The organism is Nocardia sp. NBC_00565 (assembly GCF_036345915.1).
GTDB lineage: Bacteria > Actinomycetota > Actinomycetes > Mycobacteriales > Mycobacteriaceae > Nocardia.
The window spans coordinates 1,398,459-1,416,160 of record NZ_CP107785.1 but is presented as its reverse complement, the minus strand read 5'-3'; the positions used below and the strand labels follow the sequence as shown (position 1 = coordinate 1,416,160).

Annotated in this window: 13 protein-coding genes and 3 pseudogenes; 7 read left to right on the top strand and 9 right to left on the bottom strand. The window is 65.9% G+C overall.

Annotated features, from left to right (window positions below; genetic code table 11):
- Nucleotides 1-34 precede the first annotated feature (34 nt).
- The 4 genes from OG874_RS06825 to OG874_RS06810 form a co-directional block, all read right to left on the bottom strand.
- The gene (locus OG874_RS06825; RefSeq protein ID WP_330254259.1) at nt 35-1,036 is read right to left on the bottom strand and encodes an NADP-dependent oxidoreductase; all 1,002 of its coding nucleotides are present in this window, start codon (nt 1,034-1,036) and stop codon (nt 35-37) included.
- Complete coding sequence (locus tag OG874_RS06820; RefSeq protein WP_330254258.1) at nt 1,033-2,277, bottom strand: acyl-CoA dehydrogenase family protein; 1,245 nt, start codon at nt 2,275-2,277, stop codon at nt 1,033-1,035. The genes OG874_RS06825 and OG874_RS06820 overlap by 4 nt, the downstream gene beginning before the upstream one ends.
- A 131-nt stretch (nt 2,278-2,408) precedes the next feature.
- Nucleotides 2,409-3,443, bottom strand: a complete 1,035-nt coding sequence (locus tag OG874_RS06815; RefSeq protein WP_330254257.1) for a phosphotransferase family protein — start codon at nt 3,441-3,443, stop codon at nt 2,409-2,411.
- A gap of 4 nt (nt 3,444-3,447) precedes the next feature.
- Nucleotides 3,448-4,269, bottom strand: a complete 822-nt coding sequence (locus tag OG874_RS06810; RefSeq protein WP_330254256.1) for an SDR family oxidoreductase — start codon at nt 4,267-4,269, stop codon at nt 3,448-3,450.
- 367 nt (nt 4,270-4,636) lie between these two features.
- Here OG874_RS06810 and OG874_RS06805 point away from each other — a divergent pair, with 367 nt between their 5' ends.
- From OG874_RS06805 to OG874_RS06795, 3 genes are all read left to right on the top strand, one after another.
- Nucleotides 4,637-6,259 carry a bifunctional 3-(3-hydroxy-phenyl)propionate/3-hydroxycinnamic acid hydroxylase gene (locus OG874_RS06805; protein ID WP_330254255.1) on the top strand — a complete coding sequence of 541 codons (1,623 nt, stop codon included), beginning with the start codon at nt 4,637-4,639 and terminating at the stop codon, nt 6,257-6,259.
- 2 nt (nt 6,260-6,261) lie between these two features.
- A complete protein-coding gene (locus tag OG874_RS06800; protein WP_330254254.1) occupies nt 6,262-7,116 on the top strand; it encodes an alpha/beta fold hydrolase in 855 nt (284 codons plus the stop codon).
- Between the two features lie 102 nt (nt 7,117-7,218).
- Entirely contained in the window at nt 7,219-8,103 is an 885-nt protein-coding gene (locus OG874_RS06795; protein ID WP_330254253.1) for an alpha/beta fold hydrolase, read from the top strand.
- A 37-nt stretch (nt 8,104-8,140) separates the two neighbouring features.
- Here the strand turns inward: OG874_RS06795 and OG874_RS44650 are convergent.
- The 5 genes and pseudogenes from OG874_RS44650 to OG874_RS06775 all read right to left on the bottom strand — a co-directional run.
- Nucleotides 8,141-8,251, bottom strand: a pseudogene (locus OG874_RS44650) (SDR family oxidoreductase); the annotation flags it as partial.
- Nucleotides 8,252-8,325: 74 nt separating this feature from the next.
- Nucleotides 8,326-8,479, bottom strand: a pseudogene (locus tag OG874_RS06790) (FAD-dependent monooxygenase); the annotation flags it as partial.
- A 24-nt stretch (nt 8,480-8,503) separates the two neighbouring features.
- Nucleotides 8,504-8,593, bottom strand: a pseudogene (locus OG874_RS06785) (FAD-dependent monooxygenase); the annotation flags it as partial.
- Between the two features lie 56 nt (nt 8,594-8,649).
- A complete protein-coding gene (locus tag OG874_RS06780) occupies nt 8,650-9,789 on the bottom strand; it encodes a serine hydrolase domain-containing protein (RefSeq protein WP_330254252.1) in 1,140 nt (379 codons plus the stop codon).
- 430 nt (nt 9,790-10,219) lie between these two features.
- Nucleotides 10,220-10,954, bottom strand: a complete 735-nt coding sequence (locus tag OG874_RS06775) for an alpha/beta fold hydrolase (protein ID WP_330254251.1) — start codon at nt 10,952-10,954, stop codon at nt 10,220-10,222.
- A gap of 226 nt (nt 10,955-11,180) precedes the next feature.
- Here OG874_RS06775 and OG874_RS06770 point away from each other — a divergent pair, with 226 nt between their 5' ends.
- The 4 genes from OG874_RS06770 to OG874_RS06755 all read left to right on the top strand — a co-directional run bounded on the left by OG874_RS06770 (nt 11,181) and on the right by OG874_RS06755 (nt 17,679).
- Nucleotides 11,181-11,984, top strand: coding sequence for a PaaX family transcriptional regulator (locus tag OG874_RS06770; protein ID WP_330254250.1), 804 nt, complete (start codon nt 11,181-11,183; stop codon nt 11,982-11,984).
- Between the two features lie 100 nt (nt 11,985-12,084).
- Nucleotides 12,085-13,794 (top strand): FAD-dependent monooxygenase, encoded by a 1,710-nt coding sequence (locus OG874_RS06765; protein WP_330254249.1) that lies wholly within the window; start codon nt 12,085-12,087, stop codon nt 13,792-13,794.
- The gene (locus tag OG874_RS06760) at nt 13,791-15,929 is read left to right on the top strand and encodes an acetate--CoA ligase family protein (RefSeq protein ID WP_330254248.1); all 2,139 of its coding nucleotides are present in this window, start codon (nt 13,791-13,793) and stop codon (nt 15,927-15,929) included. The genes OG874_RS06765 and OG874_RS06760 overlap by 4 nt, the downstream gene beginning before the upstream one ends.
- A 67-nt stretch (nt 15,930-15,996) precedes the next feature.
- Entirely contained in the window at nt 15,997-17,679 is a 1,683-nt protein-coding gene (locus OG874_RS06755) for a (2,3-dihydroxybenzoyl)adenylate synthase (RefSeq protein ID WP_330254247.1), read from the top strand.
- Nucleotides 17,680-17,702: the final 23 nt, after the last annotated feature.

The window sequence follows — 17,702 nt, the reverse complement described above, 5'->3', positions numbered from 1 at the left end:
TTTCGGAAACCAATGCTCGATCAGGTCAGCGGTGTCAGACTGCCAGGACGAGTTTGCCGGTATTCGCCCCGGCGAACAGCATGTTCAGGGTTTCACCGAACCGAGCCACACCACCCTCGACGACGTGTTCGCGGCTGATGATGCTGCCGTCGGCCAGCCACTGCGAGATCTGCGCGATAGCCTCTGGATAGCGATCGGCGTAATCCATCACCACGAATCCCGTCATGGACGCCCGGAATACCAGCAGCGACATATAGCGGGAGGGGCCGGTCGGCAGCTTGTCGTCGTTGTACGACGCGATCGCGCCGCAGAGCACCACTCGCGCGCCGCGGCGAAGATTGGCCAATGCGGCATCGAGGATTTCGCCACCGACATTGTCGAAGTAGACATCGACACCACCCGGGGCGACCTCGCGCAATCGCGACAGCACATGCTCGCCGCGATAGTCGATCGCCGCGTCGAAGCCGAGTTCCTCGGTCAGCATGCGACATTTCTCGGCGCCACCCGCGATCCCGATGACGGTGGCGCCCTTGGCTTTCGCGATCTGGCCGGCAACGCTGCCGACGGCGCCGGCCGCCGCCGAAACCACCACGGTCTCCCCGGCCTGCAGCCTACCTACGTCGAGCAGGCCGAAATACGCTGTCATCCCTGCCATCCCGAGCGCGCCCAACCAGGTCGGGCCCGTCGCGACGCCGAGATCCACCTTGGTCACCCCGTGGCCGTCGCTGATCGCGTACTCGGACACGCCGAACATGCCGCTGACGGCGTCGCCGACAGCGAAATCCGGATGCGCCGATTCGACGACGGTCGCGATATCCAGCGCTCGCATGATCTCGCCGATACCGACCGGCGGCAGATAGGATCGCACGTCGTTCAGCCAGCCGCGCATGGCCGGGTCGACGGAGATGAAGTCGACCCGCACCAGAATCTGCCCGTCCGCGATGGCGGGCAGCTCCTGCGTCGACACCTCCCAGGTGTCCGCATCGGACAGTCCCGATGGTCGCTTCGCGAGCCGCACCTGCTGGGTTTTCGTCATCTGGACTCCTTCTCGGCCGCCGGGCGCTTGCCCCAGGCGGGATCTCGGCGCCGCAGCTCGCGCTGCGCGATGGTGCGCTTGTGCACCTCGTCCGGTCCGTCGGCCAGCCGCAGGGTGCGCTGGTGGGCGTACATACTCGCGAGCGGGAAGTCATCGGAGACGCCCGCGCCGCCGTGCACCTGGATCGCCCGGTCGATCACCTTCAACGCCACCTGCGGCGCCGCGACCTTGATCGCGGCGATCTCGGTGCGCGCGTTCTGATTTCCGACGGTGTCCATCAGATAGGCCGCCTTCAGGGTCAACAGCCGGGCCATTTCGATCTCGATGCGCGATTCGGCGATCCAGTCCTGGATATTGGCTCGATTCGCCACGGGCTCGCCGAATGTCGTGCGGGACTGAGCCCGATCGATCATCAGATCCAAGGCGCGCTCGGCCATGCCGATCGACCGCATGCAGTGATGGATCCGGCCCGGCCCCAGCCGGGCCTGGCTGATCATGAACCCATCGCCTTCACCCGCGAGCAGCGCGGTGCGCGGCACCCGGACGTCCTCGAACAGCACCTCCGCGTGCCCCTCCCGATCCCGGTACCCGAAGACCGGAAGGTTGCGCAGCACCGTCACGCCCGGGGTGTCGATCGGGACGACCATCATGCTCTGCTGACGGTGGACCGGCCCGTCCGGATCGGTCTTGCCCATCACGATGAGCACCTTGCAGTTCTTGTGTAATGCGTTGGAGGTCCACCACTTCCGGCCATTGAGGACATAGTCGTCGCCGTCGCGCACCATCCGCAGCTGGATATTGGTGGCATCGGAGCTGGCGACCGCAGGCTCGGTCATCGCGAAGGCCGAGGCGATCTCGCCATCGAGTAGCGGCCGCAGCCATTCCTGCTTGTGCTGCTCGGTGCCGAACAGCGTCAGCACCTCCATATTTCCGGTGTCCGGGGCATTGCAGTTGGTCGCCTCCGGTGCCAAATGCGCACTGCGGCCCATGATTTCGGCCAACGGTGCGTATTCCAGGTTGTTCAGGCCCGGCCCCCACTCCGGATGCGGATGAAACAGATTCCACAGTCCGCGCTTGCGGGCTTCGGTCTTCAGATCCTCGATGATCGGCGGATGGAAGTGCGGGTCACCCGACTCCGCCATCTGCGCCTCGTAGATCGGCTCCGCGGGGTAGATGCGCTCCTCCATGAACGCGAGTAGATCGTCCTGATACCGACGGGCTCGGGCAGACAGCTCGAACATGGGACTCCTCGCTTCCCTCGACTGACGCGTGATCCAGCTCGCACGCTACTTGAATCCGCCGTCAACTTCAATTTTATGAACGCGGCCGCCCGACAGCGTGTGCAGTGGGTTCGATATGCGGCGCGAAGCGGTCAGATGCCGGCAGTGGTCGCAACCTCATCGGCGTCGTCGATGATCGCGTCGATCTGCTCGATCACCGGGGTTCCCGACGCCGCCTTGTTCTGCGGTTCGGCCAGTGCCCTGCGCAGCACCCCCTCAGCGATGATCGCCAGCTTCCACAGGCCCAACGCGTGCCAGTAGCCGAGTGCGGACGGATCGCGACCAGTGGTCTCGACGTATGCCCGAACGAGGTCGGCACGGCTCGGGAATCCCGGCACCGTCGACAATGCGAGTCCACCCTGCGTTGATTCCCCGGGTTCGCGCCAGTACGCCAGCAGGCTGCCGAGGTCGGCCAACGGATCACCGAGTGTGCACAGCTCCCAGTCCAGTACCGCCACCACATCACCCGCATCGGGCGAAACGATGACGTTGCGGAGGTGAAAATCGCCATGCACCAGCGTCACATCGGTCTGCTCCGGAATCGCGTCCGCCAAACGTCGCGTAAGGCCTTCCAGCAGTGGCAGTTCCCGCGTCTTGGACCGCTCCCATTGGGCCGACCACCGTCGCAATTGCCGCTGCGCATAGGGCTTGTGGCTGGCCAGGTCAACCAGTCCGGTTGCCGCCAAATCGATGTCGTGCACTCGCCCCAATGTCCGCGCCAGGGACAATCCGATCGATCGGCGCATCGACGCCGACAGTGCCTCAGCTACCGGGAAGCGGTCGACGACCAGCCCGTCGACGTACTCCATCAACACGACAGGTGCTTCGGCGACCGCCACATCGCGGCACACGCCGATCACCTGAGGCACCGGAACACTCGTACCGGCCAGTGCGCTGAGCACTCTGGCCTCGCGCACCACATCGTGGGCGGAGGCGAGCAACTCACCGAGCGGCGGCCGCCGCAGCACCCATTTGCGCTGTGCGCCATCGGTAATCAGATAGGTGAGGTTGGATTGCCCCAACCCGATCCGCTCGAATCGCAATGGCTCAGCGATCTGGATCCCCAACGATTCGATCCAACGTCCGGCTGCGGTCGGATCTATGCCAACTGGCTCGGTATCGATCATGTGCCTACTCCGCATCCCGGAGCAGCCGGGCCTGATACCGCCGCATACCACTCAGCCATCGTTCGTAGTCCGCGCCCTTCTGCCGGTACATCTCGAGCACCTGCTCGTGCGGCAGGATCAGGAACCGCTCGTCCGCGATCGCGGCCAGGACGATATCGGCCACCTCCGCCGGACTGAGCACCGCACCGGCCGAGGTCACGGCCCGGGTCGCCGCGATTCCCAGCGCATCGCCGGATTCCGCGCCGCCATAGAGCAGTTTCGTATCCACACCCATCGGACACAGGCAGCTGACGCGCACACCCCGGTCGCCATAGGTCACCGAAAGCCACTCCGCAAAGCCGACGGCGGCGTGTTTTGTCACCGAATAGGCCGCCGACCCGATCTGCGTCAGCAGCCCGGCCGCGGATGCGGTGCTGATGAAATAGCCCTCGCCGCGTGCCAGCCACCCGGGTATCAGTAGGCGCGCCGCACGCACATGGGCGTTGACATTGACCTCGACCGCGACATTCCACTCCAGGTCGTTGTCCCCCAGTCCGACCGCGCCGCCGACGCCCGCATTGGCGAAATACATATCCACGGGCCCGAACTCGGCTTCCGCACGATCGATGAGTGCACCGATCTGCGCGGTGTCCGACACATCGGCTCCCGCGGCTATTGCGGTGCCCGGATAGTCGGCCTCGATCGCGCGGACTACCGCAGCGGCCGCCGCGGCGTCCAGATCGGCGACGACAACACGCGCACCGGCTCGGACCAAGCCCACCGCGATCGCACCGCCGATGCCGCCGCCACCTCCGGTGACTATCGCGGTCTTACCCACAACCTGCACGAGATCTCCTTCCGAGCCCTGGCGGCGAGCCGCACGGAGCGGTCCGCCCGACCGCACCCTACTTGAACTCGACGTAGGATTCAGATATTCGTGCACAAACGGAACTCGTGAGCAAGACTCCGCCGTCGGGGAAAGCCGAAGTCACCGAGGACGCCGTGCTCACGATCGCGAGAGTTCGGCGGCGTGGCGAGGGTGGCGGCCCACCGACCATGCCGCGGCGGCCGACCTCCACGAGCAACGTCCTGGCGTCCGCCACTGACTCTCTCCGCATTTCTGATGATTCATTGACGTTCTGATGAAATCATCATACTGTAGTCGTCGCTGCGGGAACAATCCCCGGATTTGCCCTTCGGGTCGAAAACCCCCAATGACGAGAGGTCTCGACGTGACCGTCCAGCACTCCTACGATGTCGCGATCGTCGGCTACGGCCCGGCCGGCGTGACTGCCGCGAACTTCCTCGGCCGACTCGGCGTCGAGGTCGTCGTCATCGAACGAGACGAGTCCATCTACAGCCGGGCCAGGGCGATCGCGACCGACGAGGAAGTCATCCGCATCTGGCAGCGGCTCGATTTGGCCGAACACCTCAAACAAGACATGCTGACGGACAAACCGCTCGAGTTCGTCGACGACGCCGGGCGCTCGTTCCTGAATTTCGTGCCTGCACCGCGCGGCAATGCCCACCCCACCCAGGTGTTCATTTACCAGCCCGCGCTCGAGCAAGTCCTGCGCGACGGTGTCGACCGGTATCCGAACGTGAAAGTCCTTCTGCAACATGAATGTCTGCGCACCCGTCAAGACGACCATGGCGTCGAATTGCTCGTCGCCGACCTACGCGCGGACACCTTCGACCGCATTCGCGCGTCGTATGTGATCGCCGCAGACGGCGGCTCGAGCCCGACCCGCGGTCTGCTCGGGGTCGGTTTCGAGGGTCAAACCTACGAGGACCGCTGGGTCGTCATCGATACCGAGGTCATCAACGAATGGCCGACCCACGATCGGCTCCGGTTCCATTGCAATCCAGATCGGCCCGCCGTGGATTGCCCCACCCCACTCGGTCATCACCGCTGGGAGTTCCCGGTACTTCCCGGTGAGGACGAAAAAGAACTCGTCACCGACGCCGCCGTATGGCGGCTGCTCAATGCCCAGGGCATCACCGAGAACGAGGTCCAGATTCTGCGGGCGGTCGTCTACCGCCATCATGTCCGGTTCGCCGATCGGTGGCGGGTGGGCCGAATCTTTCTGGCCGGTGACGCCGCACATGTCATGCCACCGTGGATCGGGCAGGGCATGGCCGCCGGGGTCCGCGATGTGGCGAATCTGTGCTGGAAGCTCGCCGCAGTGGTCACCGGTTCGCTCCCCGCGAGCGTGCTCGACAGCTACGAGGTGGAGCGTCAACCGCATGTGCGCGAAGTGACCAAGGCCGCCGTCTTCTTCGGTCGCGTCATCACCGAGCGGCGGCCACCGGTGACCGCCGCGCGAAATGCCGCCTTCCGCATAGCCATGCGACTTCCGTTCGTCGGCGACTACCTCCGCAGCGCCAAATGGTTTCCAGCGGCGCACTATCCGAAGGGATTCCTTTCCCCGTCGAAGCACGCGGCGGTGGGACATCTGCCACCACAGCCCTGGGTGCTCGACGAGGTCGGCGATCGTGAGCGACTCGATGATGTGACCGGGTCGAGGTGGCTGCTGATCCACCTCGGACCGGATCGGGCCTGGCCCGAGTGGACCGCGGCCGGGGTGCCGACGATGCAGCTGCGCACCGCGGGGTCGGCGATATCCGAGGGAGCCGTCGTCGACACCGACAACACCCTGGTCGACTGGATGCGCCAGCACGAAGCGACGGTTCTGGCGCTGCGACCCGACGGATTCGTCTATGCCGCCGCCGATGCGAACGAGATGTTGCCGTCACCGCCGAAGGGGCTCACGGTGGCAGTCGAAATACCCGACCCAACAACACGATTCACCGAAACCGCCGACAAGGGGCAGTGAAAATGAGCACACCGGCGATGATCGAAAAGACGGTCGACGTACGCGGCAAGAGGATCTTCTACGCCGAGACCGGCGAAGGCCCGGCCGTATTGCTTCTACACGGTGGCGGACCCGGCGCATCCGGAATCTCCAACTACTCCCGCAATATCGCGGAATTGGCGAAGAACTTCCGCGTGATCGTGCCCGACCTGCCCGGCTACGGACGGTCCAGCAAAGGTGTCGACCAGAACGACCCGTTCGGCTATCTGGCCGACGCCATTCGCGGCCTGCTCGACCGACTCGACATCCGCAAGGCCCATCTGGTCGGCAACTCCTACGGCGGCGCGTGCGCGCTGCGACTGGCTCTCGACTCCCCCGATCGCGTCGACCGCATGGTCTTGATGGGCCCCGGCGGAATCGGCACCACCCGCGCACTGCCGACCGCCGGGCTACAACACCTGCTCGCGTACTACGGCGGCTCGGGCCCCTCGCGCGAGAAGCTGGAAACCTTCATCCGCGAAGACCTCGTCTTCGACGGCAGCGCGGTACCCGCCGAGGTCATCGAAACCCGCTTCCAGGCGAGCATCGACCCCGAGGTCGTGGCGAACCCACCACTGCGCCGCCCCTCCGGACCGACCGCGCTGCGCACCCTGTGGCGGATGGATTTCACCCGCGACAGCCGGCTGGCCGAGCTGGCCACGCCGACCCTGGTGATCTGGGGCAGCGCCGACAAGGTCAACCGCCCGAGCGGCGCAAAGATGTTGGCCGACATCATGCCCAACTGCGATCTGCTGCTCGCCGCGAACGCCGGGCACTGGGTGCAGTGGGAACGCGCCGACTACTTCAACGAGGTAACCCGCACCTTCCTCACGGTCTGAGTTCGCACAGGTCGAGCTGCGGAACGTGTGGTATGGGTTCGAAGGGACCCTGTTGAACACTAAGACTTTACGTTCAGTCTGACAGGCGCCATGATCGAATAGATGTCGAACTATGACGAATTCGGGTTGTTCGCCGAGAACGCGGCGGAGGCAGGACTGCACTGGTCCGGGCCACCGCAGGTGACACGCTGCTCGGTCGAGATCGCCCCCGACCGGCGGATCAGCGCCCTGCGCTGGGGTGCGGGCGAACCCGAACTGGTGCTACTGCACGGCGGCGCGCAGAACGCACACACCTGGGACACCGTCGCACTGGCGCTGAACCGGCCCCTCATCGCGATCGACCTTCCCGGACACGGCCTTTCCGACTGGTGGGCCGATCACCGCTACACACCGGTCCGGCTGGCCGACGCAATCTCGATCGCCATCGAGCAACTAGCTCCTCGGGCCACTGCCGTCGTCGGCATGTCGCTCGGTGGACTGACCGCACTGCGGCTAGCCGCCCACTACCCGAACCTGGTGCGCCGCCTGATCGTCGTCGACGTCACCCCCGGCACCGACAAAGCCAAGTCCGCCGCGATATCGGCGTTCATCAACGGCCCCAAGGACTTCGCGTCCTTCGAGGAGATCCTGGACCGCACCATAACGCACAACCCGGGCCGATCGATCCAGTCACTGCGCCGCGGCATCCTGCACAACGCGCGAGAACGCGAAGACGGCCGCTGGATCTGGCGCTACGACCGAATCCGCCCCACCTCCAACGGCCAAATCGACTTCACCCCACTATGGGACGATGTCTCCGCCATCCAGGCACCCCTGCTACTAGCACGCGGATCCAAGTCACCGGTCGTGGACGACGCCGATATCGCCGAACTGCTCCGCCGCCAACCACGAGCACGGGTCGAAATCGTGGATGGCGCCGGACACTCGATACAGGGCGACCGCCCAATCGAACTGGCCGAACTCATCCACGATTTCACCGTCGGCTGAGCAGCAACTCGCTGCGCGAAACACGCGTTGACCGCCTTCAGACTGTCTCGAGCATTCCGCCGTCGATGACGAGGTCTGCGCCGCTGATATTCGCCGCCCGGCCCGATGCGAGGAATGCCACGAGGGCCGCGACCTCCTCCCGGGCCGTGAATCGGCCAGTGGACAAGCCGAGTATCGCTGGCAGTCGATCGGTGAATTCGTCCAGCGGAACGCCCGCTCTCCGGGCGAGGATGTGGGCGTCCTGAATACCTGTATTCATACCCTGCGCGCTGGTCGGCGGATCGATGTGCGCGGCGTCACCAGCGACGAAAACCGTTCCGCGACTGTAGGAATCCACGATGCGGTGGCTGATCCGGAACACCGACGACCACCGCAGCGGTTCTGTCAGTGGGTCGATGATCCGGCACGACATTCCCCTGCGTCGCAACTCGATCGCTGCGGTCAGGCCGATCGGCCCGGCGCCCGCGACGAGTACCTCGGCGTTGTCCATCCGGCATCACCTCACGATCTGCTGGGTGGTCGTTCTATCCGTCGCCGCGGCGGATGTCATCGACCGGGGGTCGTCGTTTCGGCCGAGTTACTCGGCGGCGCAGTCGTGCTCACGCTCGTGTTCGCCTCCGGCAGGGCATCGGCACCATAGAAGACCGGCAGCATGGCTTTGAGCAGCACCAGGGCCGACCCCTCACCCGACGGCACCGCCGCGAGATTCGTGCAAATCACGATCGTGAGGTCCGATGCCGGGTCGTAGCCCATGAACGTCATGAATCCCGGGATCTGACCGTCGTGTCCGATGACATGCGGACCGAATCGTGCAATGCCGAGACCGTATCCGGCGTGCACGGGGTCGGCCGGATCGATCGGCTGAATGCTGTCCAGGCGAGTCTTCTGCATCTTCTCGTCCAGCAGGCCGCCGCCGACGAGCGCCTTCACATACGTGGCCAGATCGTCGGCCGTGGAGATCGCACCGCCGGCGGTCCACGCCCACGAGGGGCTCGCGCTTGTATCGTTGTTCGGTTTCAGGGTGCCCGCGACGGCCGCGGCTTGTTCCGCGGCAGGAAGTGTGAATGTATCGATGGTGGAGACGTTGGTGCCGAAGGAATAGCCCTGCGGATGCGGATCGGGGATCGAGGAGTCCGTTGCCGCGGGGAGAGATGTGTGTTTCAGGCCGAGTGGTTCGAAGATGTGCTGCCGGAAACTCTCGGCGACCTTCATATTCGCGACCTTCTCGATGACCAGGCCGAGCAAGATGATATTGGTATTGCTGTAGTCGAATTTCTCCCCGGGTTGGAAGTTGACCGGATGCGCGAATGCGATCGCCAGCAACTCCTCCGGCGTCCACACCTTCTCTGGGTCGTTGTCGAGCGTGGCGTTGAACTGGGGGTCGAAGGTGTAGCTGTATAGACCACTTCGCATTTCGGACAGCTGTGCGATAGTGATCCGGTCGCCATTCGGCACGCCCGGCCAGTATTTGGCAATGGGATCGTCGAGTGCGAGCTTGCCATCCTGCACCAACTGCAGGATGACCGTCGACGTCATGGTCTTGGTGTTACTGCCGACGCGGAAGTAGTCGTCCACCGACATGGGCTTGCTCGTGTCGATACTCCGGGTACCGAATGCCGCGCTCCAATTGCCTTGCTTTGCCGATTTGACGACCACTACTGCGCCCGGAATGGCGTTGTCCTGCATCAGCGTGGTTATCGCCGGCCCGAGGACGGCGGCATACGCGGGATCGGCGTGCGAGACTCCCGACGCAGTCGATTGCGCACTCGCGGAATTTCCGCTGGAATCCGTAGACGTTCCACAGCCCGTCACGATCAACAGACCGGCGGCCGCAACACACGCCGCAATACTCGTCCTGTGTCCCATAACGCTCCGTCCGAGGTTTGCTGGAACATGGCTATGTAGCGCGCTGCCACCTTAACTCTGTGCCACACAGCTTCGGGTAGGAATGGCGGCCAACCCGGACGACCCGTCAGCCGGTCTGCGCCGAGTGTCCAGTCAAGTCGGCCACCCGCGTCCAGCGCAACAGCGGCATCTGCCGCCGTCGCGATGGCCCCGGCCAGCAGCACCGGACGCCCTGCCGCGATCGCCATGGCCCGCGGTAGGAATCGCCGGTCTACCCTGCTGCGGCCTGGATGAGCGCCTCGGCCAATGCTTCGGGTTGGGTGAGCTGCGATTCATGGCTGCCCGGGGTGTAGATCAGTGGGGAACCGGCCGGAAGGCGCTCCGGAAACCTTGGCGCCCAGGCGAATTCACCTGGCGGCAGGGCGAGGTCATCCTTGGACAGGATGTAGCTCGACGGTAACTGCAGCCGCTGCCATTCGTCGATGTCGAGAGCTTCGTTCATGGTGTGGAAGGGCTGGCGTTCCAACAGTGGGTAGAACACCTTCTGCGTTTCGGCCGAGGCGTCCTGCATGAATGCCGCACAGAAGACCTCGAACGGGAACATCACCGAATTGTCCGAGGACGCGGCGGCCGAAGCACGGAACATTTCACCGTAGGCGGGCGGACACAGGTCGATCAGTGTTTCCCCGCTGTGCGGCACGAAGGCGCTCCAATACACCAGACGAGAGATGCGGTCGGCCAGCCGCGGGGCGGCCCCGGACACCGGGAAACCACCCCAGCTGTGTCCGACGAGAATCACATTGCGCAGGTCGGCGCGCTCGACATAGTCGACCAGATAGTCGACGGTATCGGCGAGATGCACGTTCGCGCGCTGGTCGTCGGTGTTCAGGCCCGGCAGGGTGGGTGCGTACACGATGTGCCCGCTCGCCTGCAGGTGCTCGGCCACCGGCCGCCAGGTCCATCCGGCATGGCAGGCGCCATGGACGAGGACGAACGTATGCGACATCGTTGTCTCCTTCTTCAGGTGGTGACGGCAGGGCGGCACGCGGCGGGGCGAACCCGGGGCATGCTGTCCTCTGGCCGGTTTGTTCGAACTCGCCGGTCGATGCTGGGCCGAGGGCGAGGTTTCGGCGATCACAGATATGTGAGCCCTGTCACTATGTAACATAATTGGATAGACTGTCAAGAGAAGTGACACATATTTGTGCCGACTGCGGCCATGAAGGAGTGCGATGCGGCCACGAGCACTGGTATTCGACCTGTACGGCGAGTATTTCCGCTACACGGGAGGCATCGCCAAGCTCGGCGTCCTCACCGAGTTGATGGGCGTCCTCGACGTCGAACCCGCCACGGTGCGGGTAGTGATGACCCGATTACGCAAGGAGGGCTGGTTCGATTCGACGAAGTCCGGACGCGAGGTGTCCTACCAGCTCAACGACAAGAGTTGGCGACTACTCGACGACGGCCGCAGCCGCATCTTCGAACGGCACTTCGACGAGTGGAACCAGACCTGGACCCAAGCCCTCGTCGACGAGTCCGGCCTGGACCGCGAGCAGCGCAAACGCATCGAGAAGGCGCTGAGCTGGTGGGGCTTCGGGCCCTACGGCGGTCCAGCCTGGTTCTCCCCACACGACCGGGAAAAACAGCTACACGAGGCGCTGACCGGCGCCGACGAGCTGCGAATTCTGTTCGTGCGCAGCAAGACCATCGGCCCGGCCAATGACCGATTGATCGCGCAGCGCTGCTGGGACCTGAGCGAGCTCGGCGCCGATTACCAGGCATTCATAGAAGAGTTCCGGCCGAGGCTGGCCCGCTACCGACGCGGCCTCGGCGGCGATGCGGCACTGGTCGAGCAGATGCGGCTGGTGCAGCACTACCGGCGCTACCCGTTCCGCGATCCGGACTTGCCGGAGGTGCTGCTCCCACCAGGTTGGCGCGGCCGCGCCGCACACGAGGTGTTCACCGAATGCCACGACGTGCTGCGCGCCGAGGCCGAGCCGTTCGTCGCCTCGGTCGCGGCCACGCTCGATTCGTAGATATGTAACAACTTTCTTGACCTATTGGTAATTTTTGTTACATACTTTCGCCGTCACTCCTCTTCCGCGATCCACACACGTTCAGTTAGGACCGACGCCGATGCCACCGTCAGCTCCATACCCCGCTTCCGCGCCGGCAGCGCCGCGCGTCGCGTGCATCGGCGGCGGGCCGGGCGGTCTGTTCGCCGCCATCGCGCTCGCCCACACCCTGCCGGGGACCGTCATCGATGTCTTCGAGCGCAACAGCGAATCCGATGTATTCGGCTTCGGGGTCGTGTTCTCCGACGCGACGCTGGACAATGTGGACGCCGTGGACCCGGTGCTGCGCGATACGCTCGCCGCCCACGGACGGCACTGGGATGCCATCGAGGTCCATCTGAAGAACGCCGTGGTCGCCGCCGGCGGCAACGGTATGTCGGCCGTGCACCGCCGGGTGCTGCTGGAAGCACTGCGGCGGCGCGCGACCGAACTGGGTGCGCGACTGCACTTCTCGACCACGGTGGACGTCGACGAACTGGACAAGAGCGGCGACTATGACCTGATCGTCGCCGCCGATGGCGCCAATTCGACTGTGCGACAACGCTTCATCGATGAGCTCGGACACTCGGTCGAGCAGGCGGCGGTCAAATTCATCTGGTTCGGCACCACCTACCAGTTCCGCGGGCTGACCTTCCTGCACGCACAGTCCGCCCACGGCAACTTCGCCGTACACGGATACCCGATCGGCTCCGGCCTGAGCACCTTCATCGTCGAGACAGACGAAACTACTTGGCGCCGTGCCGGTCTCGACGGGTTCGACACCACTACCGCACCCGGGCCATCGGACGAGGCGACCCAGCAGTATCTGGAGCGGCTCTTCGCCGACCGGATCGACGGGCATCCACTAGTGGCCAACAACTCCCGCTGGGCCAATTTCCGCACTCGCCGCACCGAACGCTGGCACGCCAACGGTGCGAACGGAACCCCGGTGGTGCTGCTCGGCGACGCCGTGCACACCGCACACTTCTCGGTCGGTTCGGGCACCAAGATGGCCATGGAGGATGCCGCGGTGCTGGCCCACTCGGTCGCCGAGACCCCCGGCGACCTCGCGAGCGCACTCGCCCGTTTCCAGCAGGTCCGGCGGCCGCAGGTGGCGAAGATCCAGAGTTCCTCGATGCCGAGCCTGTCGTGGTGGGACCACTTCGGCCAGTACTACCGCGCCTTCGAACCGTGGCAGTTCGGATTCCACTTCTTCAGCCGGTCCATCTCGGCGGAGAAGATCCGGGTACGTGATGGCGAATTCGTCGCCGCCGCCGAGCAAGCCTGGCACGCCGAACATGGCGCGTCCGCACTGGATACACCGCTGCGACTGGGCCCGCATACCGCCGTCGGCCGACTGCTGCACGTGACCGAACAGTCCGAAGGCCACCTCCGGATCAGCGACGGCAGCACCGAACTGGCCGCACACCGCGAATGGGCCGGCGGTGGCGACTCGGTCCCGCTCGTCGTCGCTCCCGACACCGACGCCACCTCGCTCACCCCCGACGTGCACGCCGAACTGGACAAGCTGTGTGCGGCGCAACCCGATGCGGTTGTCGTCCGCGGCGGCACCCCGCTGTCGCGGGTGCTGTGCGCGGAGCATGTGCGCTTGAACCACCGCATCCCGGCGATCGTCGTCGATACGCCCGCCACCATTCGGGCGCGCCGAGCGGTCGACGAACGCGACTGCGCGACCACGCTGATTCTGTCCGGGCGCGCCGATGCCGTTGCGTTCGAACCGGATTCGCAGGCGACCGCCCGCGTCCTGACCGATGCCGAGGTGGCTCGATGACCGCGGCGCACCCCTCCATCGGTACTTCACCGGTCGGTCGGTCGCGACTCGATCGGCTGTTCCGACCGGCATCGGTCGCGGTCGTCGGCGCCTCCGCCGCCCCCGGCAAGCTCGGGTCGGTCATGCTGTCGGCCGTCGCGCAGGGTAGTGCCGGGATCGATACGGTCTACGGGATCAATCCCCGATCCGAGGGTGACGGCATGTATCTCTCCCTGCGTGCTGCCACCGAATTCCATAACAGCCCAGCTGATCTGGCGGTGCTGTGCGTGCCCGCCGCCGCCACCCCGGACGCCTTGCGTGCGGCCGCGGACTGCGGTGTCGGTGCCGCTGTGATCTGCTCCGGCGGATTCGCCGAAGTCGGCGGCGATGGTGTCGCTTTGCAGGAGGAACTGGCGAAAATCGTTGGTGCCACGGGTATTCGGCTCCTCGGACCGAATACCTCCGGATTCTTCCGGCCCGGCGCGGCCACCGTGAGTTTCGTACCGACCGTGCGGCACATCGCCGCGGGTTCGGTGGCGGTCGTCGCGGCCAGCGGCGGCATGAATCACGCACTGTCGTTTCTGCTGTCCGAGCAAGGGGTCGGCGTGGGACTCGGAGTGGGGCTGGGCAATTGCGTGGACGTGACCAACGTCGACGTGCTCGAATACCTGCGCACCGACCCGTCGATCACCGCGGTCGCACTGCATATCGAGTCGGTCGAGGATGGTGCGGCGCTGCTGTCCGCGGTACGCGCGGTCACCGCGGACAAACCGGTGGTGGCTCTCGTGGTCGGCCGCAGCGATGTATCCGCCTTCTCCGCCTCCCACACCGGCGCGCTGGCCACGTCGTGGCGCACCACGCGCGCCCTGCTGGCGGAAGCCGGTGCCGTCGTGGTGGATTCGGAGCAGCAGCTCGTCGACGCGGTGGCCGTGCTGAGCCGCAGCCGGCTGCCCGCCGCACCCGACCCGGGCATCGGCGTGGTCACCGCACAGGCCGGCCCCGGGCTGATGGTGCTCGATCAGCTGCTGGCACAAGGGATTCGGGTTCCGACGCTCACGGAATCGACGCGGCAGCACCTGAGTCGGCTGCTGCCGCCGATGACTTACCAGGCGAACCCCGTCGATACCGGGCGCCCGGGACCGACCTTCGACGCCGTACTCGCAGCCACCGCCGCCGACCCCGATATCGATGCCCTGGCGGTCTACGCACTCGCCGAACCCGACGCCATCGACCTCGCCGACGCCGTCCGGCGCTCCGGTGTACACGAGCAGCTGCCGGTCGTGCTGGGTGTCGGTGGCCCGGCCCGGGCCGTCGCCGAAACTGCCACCGCAGCAGCGGAATCAGCTGTGCCCGTGCTGCCCGGCCCGACCGCGCTGGCCACCGGCATCCGGGCACTTGTTGCCGACGCCCGCGCTCGACACCTGCGGTCCGAAACCGACGCGACACCGACCGAGCCATCCGGCGGGGCCACGCTACCCACCCGCGCTATTTCGCCGGACATCGCTTTTCCCGCCGACGAAGCGACGGCCAAAGATCTGCTCGACACGCTGGGCTTCACCACCCCGCCGCGGCGGGTATGCGCCAACCGGGACACGGCCCACCGCGCCTTGACGGAGCTGCCGACACCGGTAGCGGTGAAGCTGCTCGATCCCGCCGTACTGCACAAGACCGAGATCGGCGGTGTCCACCTGAATATCCGCACCGCCGCCGAACTCGATACCGCCTTGGACGCTCTCGATACGATCGGCGCCCCCGCCTACCTGGTGGAGAGCATGGCCGACACCGGCGTCGATCTACTGCTCGGCGTCCGCCGCGACCCGGTATTCGGTCCGATCGTGGTCGCCGGGCTCGGCGGCACCACGGCCGAGGCGATCGGCGATGTGGCCATCCGCAGCCACCAGGTCACCCCGGCCGGCGCGGCCGCGATGCTCGACGATCTGCAGTGCGCGCCCCTGCTGGACGGTTGGCGCGCTGGACCGGTCCTCGACCGCGGCGAATTCGCCCGCAGCACAGTCACTCTCGTGCGGTACCTCACCGACCATCCGGACATCGCCGATATCGAAATCAATCCCCTACGGCTGATCACGACCGGCCTGATCGCGCTCGACGCGGTCGTCGTGGCGACACCGGACCGGCTCGAAGGAGAGCTGTCATGAGCGAGCGAACAATGAATACAGCCACCCCGGTGGTCATGCCGGAACCGAGCGCCGGCGAGGTGCAGGCATGAGCATCCGTCCCCCCGTAACAATCGACGGTGTCGTGCCCTGGCCCGACGATGTCGCCGAACGCTATCGCGCGGCCGGGTACTGGCCGGGCCGATCGCTGGCCTCCTACATTGCCGAGCAGGTCACCCAGCGCCCGGACGACGAGGCCATCATCGACGGCACGACCCGCCTGACGTATCGGCAGTTGTGGGACCGTGCCGCGTCGTGTGCGCAGGCACTGCTCGATCTGGGAATCGCGGCAGGTGACCGCGTTCTGGTGCAGCTGCCCAACTGTTGGGAGTTCGTCGCGCTCACCCTCGCCTGTCTGCGGACCGGGGTGGTGCCGGTGATGGCGCTGCCCGCGCATCGGCAGTACGAGCTGACACATCTGGCTGCCTTGTCCGAAGCGGTCACTGTCGTAGTGGCCGATATCGACCGGGACACCGACCTGCGGCAGGTCGCCCAGCAGGTCGCGGCCCAGGTCCCCAGTATCCGCGCGATCGTCGTACACGGCGAATTGTCCAGCACCACACCGGAATACGCCCCCGAGCACAGCCTGCGGGCCGCGCTGGAGACGAGCCCGCATTTCGCCGAGGCGGACTACGAGCCGACCGGCGCCGATGTGGCGTGCATGCTGCTGTCCGGCGGCACCACCGGATTGCCCAAGCTGATCGTGCGCACCAACGACGACTACGCCTACAACATCCTGTGCTGCAACGATATCTCCGAATTCGACTCCGACACCGTCTATCTGGGCACCTTGCCGAGCAGTCACAACTTCCCGCTGGCCTGCCCCGGCGTCCTCGGCGCGCTGTTCGCCGGCGCTCGCGCGGTGATGCTGCCGTCTCCGGCTCCGGAGCGCGCACTGCGCACCATCGATGCCGAAGGAGTCACCGTCTCGGCCGTCGTGCCCGCGGTGGCGCAGAGCTGGATCGAATACCAGCGCCAACACCGGCCGCTGCGCGGCACCAGCCTGCGTGTGCTGCAAGTGGGCGGCTCCCGAATGCCCGACGAGCTGGCCGCGCGGGTGGAACCGGTATTGGGCGCGCGCCTGCAGCAAGTGTTCGGTATGGCCGAGGGACTGATCAATATGACCCGGCTCGACGATGACCCGGAGATCATCCGGACCACCCAGGGCCGACCGGTCAGCGACGCCGACGAGATCCTGGTCGTCGACGAGACCGGCAACCCGGTGCCCGACGGCATCCCCGGTGCTCTGCTCACGCGGGGCCCGTACACCCCGCGCGGCTATTTCCGGGCCCCCGAACACAATTCACGCGCGTTCACCCCGGACGGCTGGTATGCCAGCGGCGATATCGTGGTGCGCCGCCCCGACGGCAACCTGATAGTCGAAGGCCGGGACAAGGACATGATCAACCGCGGCGGGGAGAAGATCTCCGCCGAGGAGGTCGAGAACTTCGCCTACCAGCTCGACGGCGTCGAGATGGCGGCCGCAGTGGCCATGCCCGACCCGACGCTCGGGGAGCGGGTGTGCCTGTATCTGACAGTGGCCCAGGACCATTCGGTTGGCCTGGCCGACGTCGCCGCGGTGATGAACGCGGCCGGTGTCGCCCGGTTCAAGATCCCCGAACGGCTCGAGGTCGTCACCTCGATGCCGACCACCAAGGTCGGCAAGATCGACAAGAAAGCGCTGCGGGTCGACATCGCCGAGCGCGTCACACACGACCGCGCCCAGCCGTGACCAATCCCGCTCCGCCGCACAGG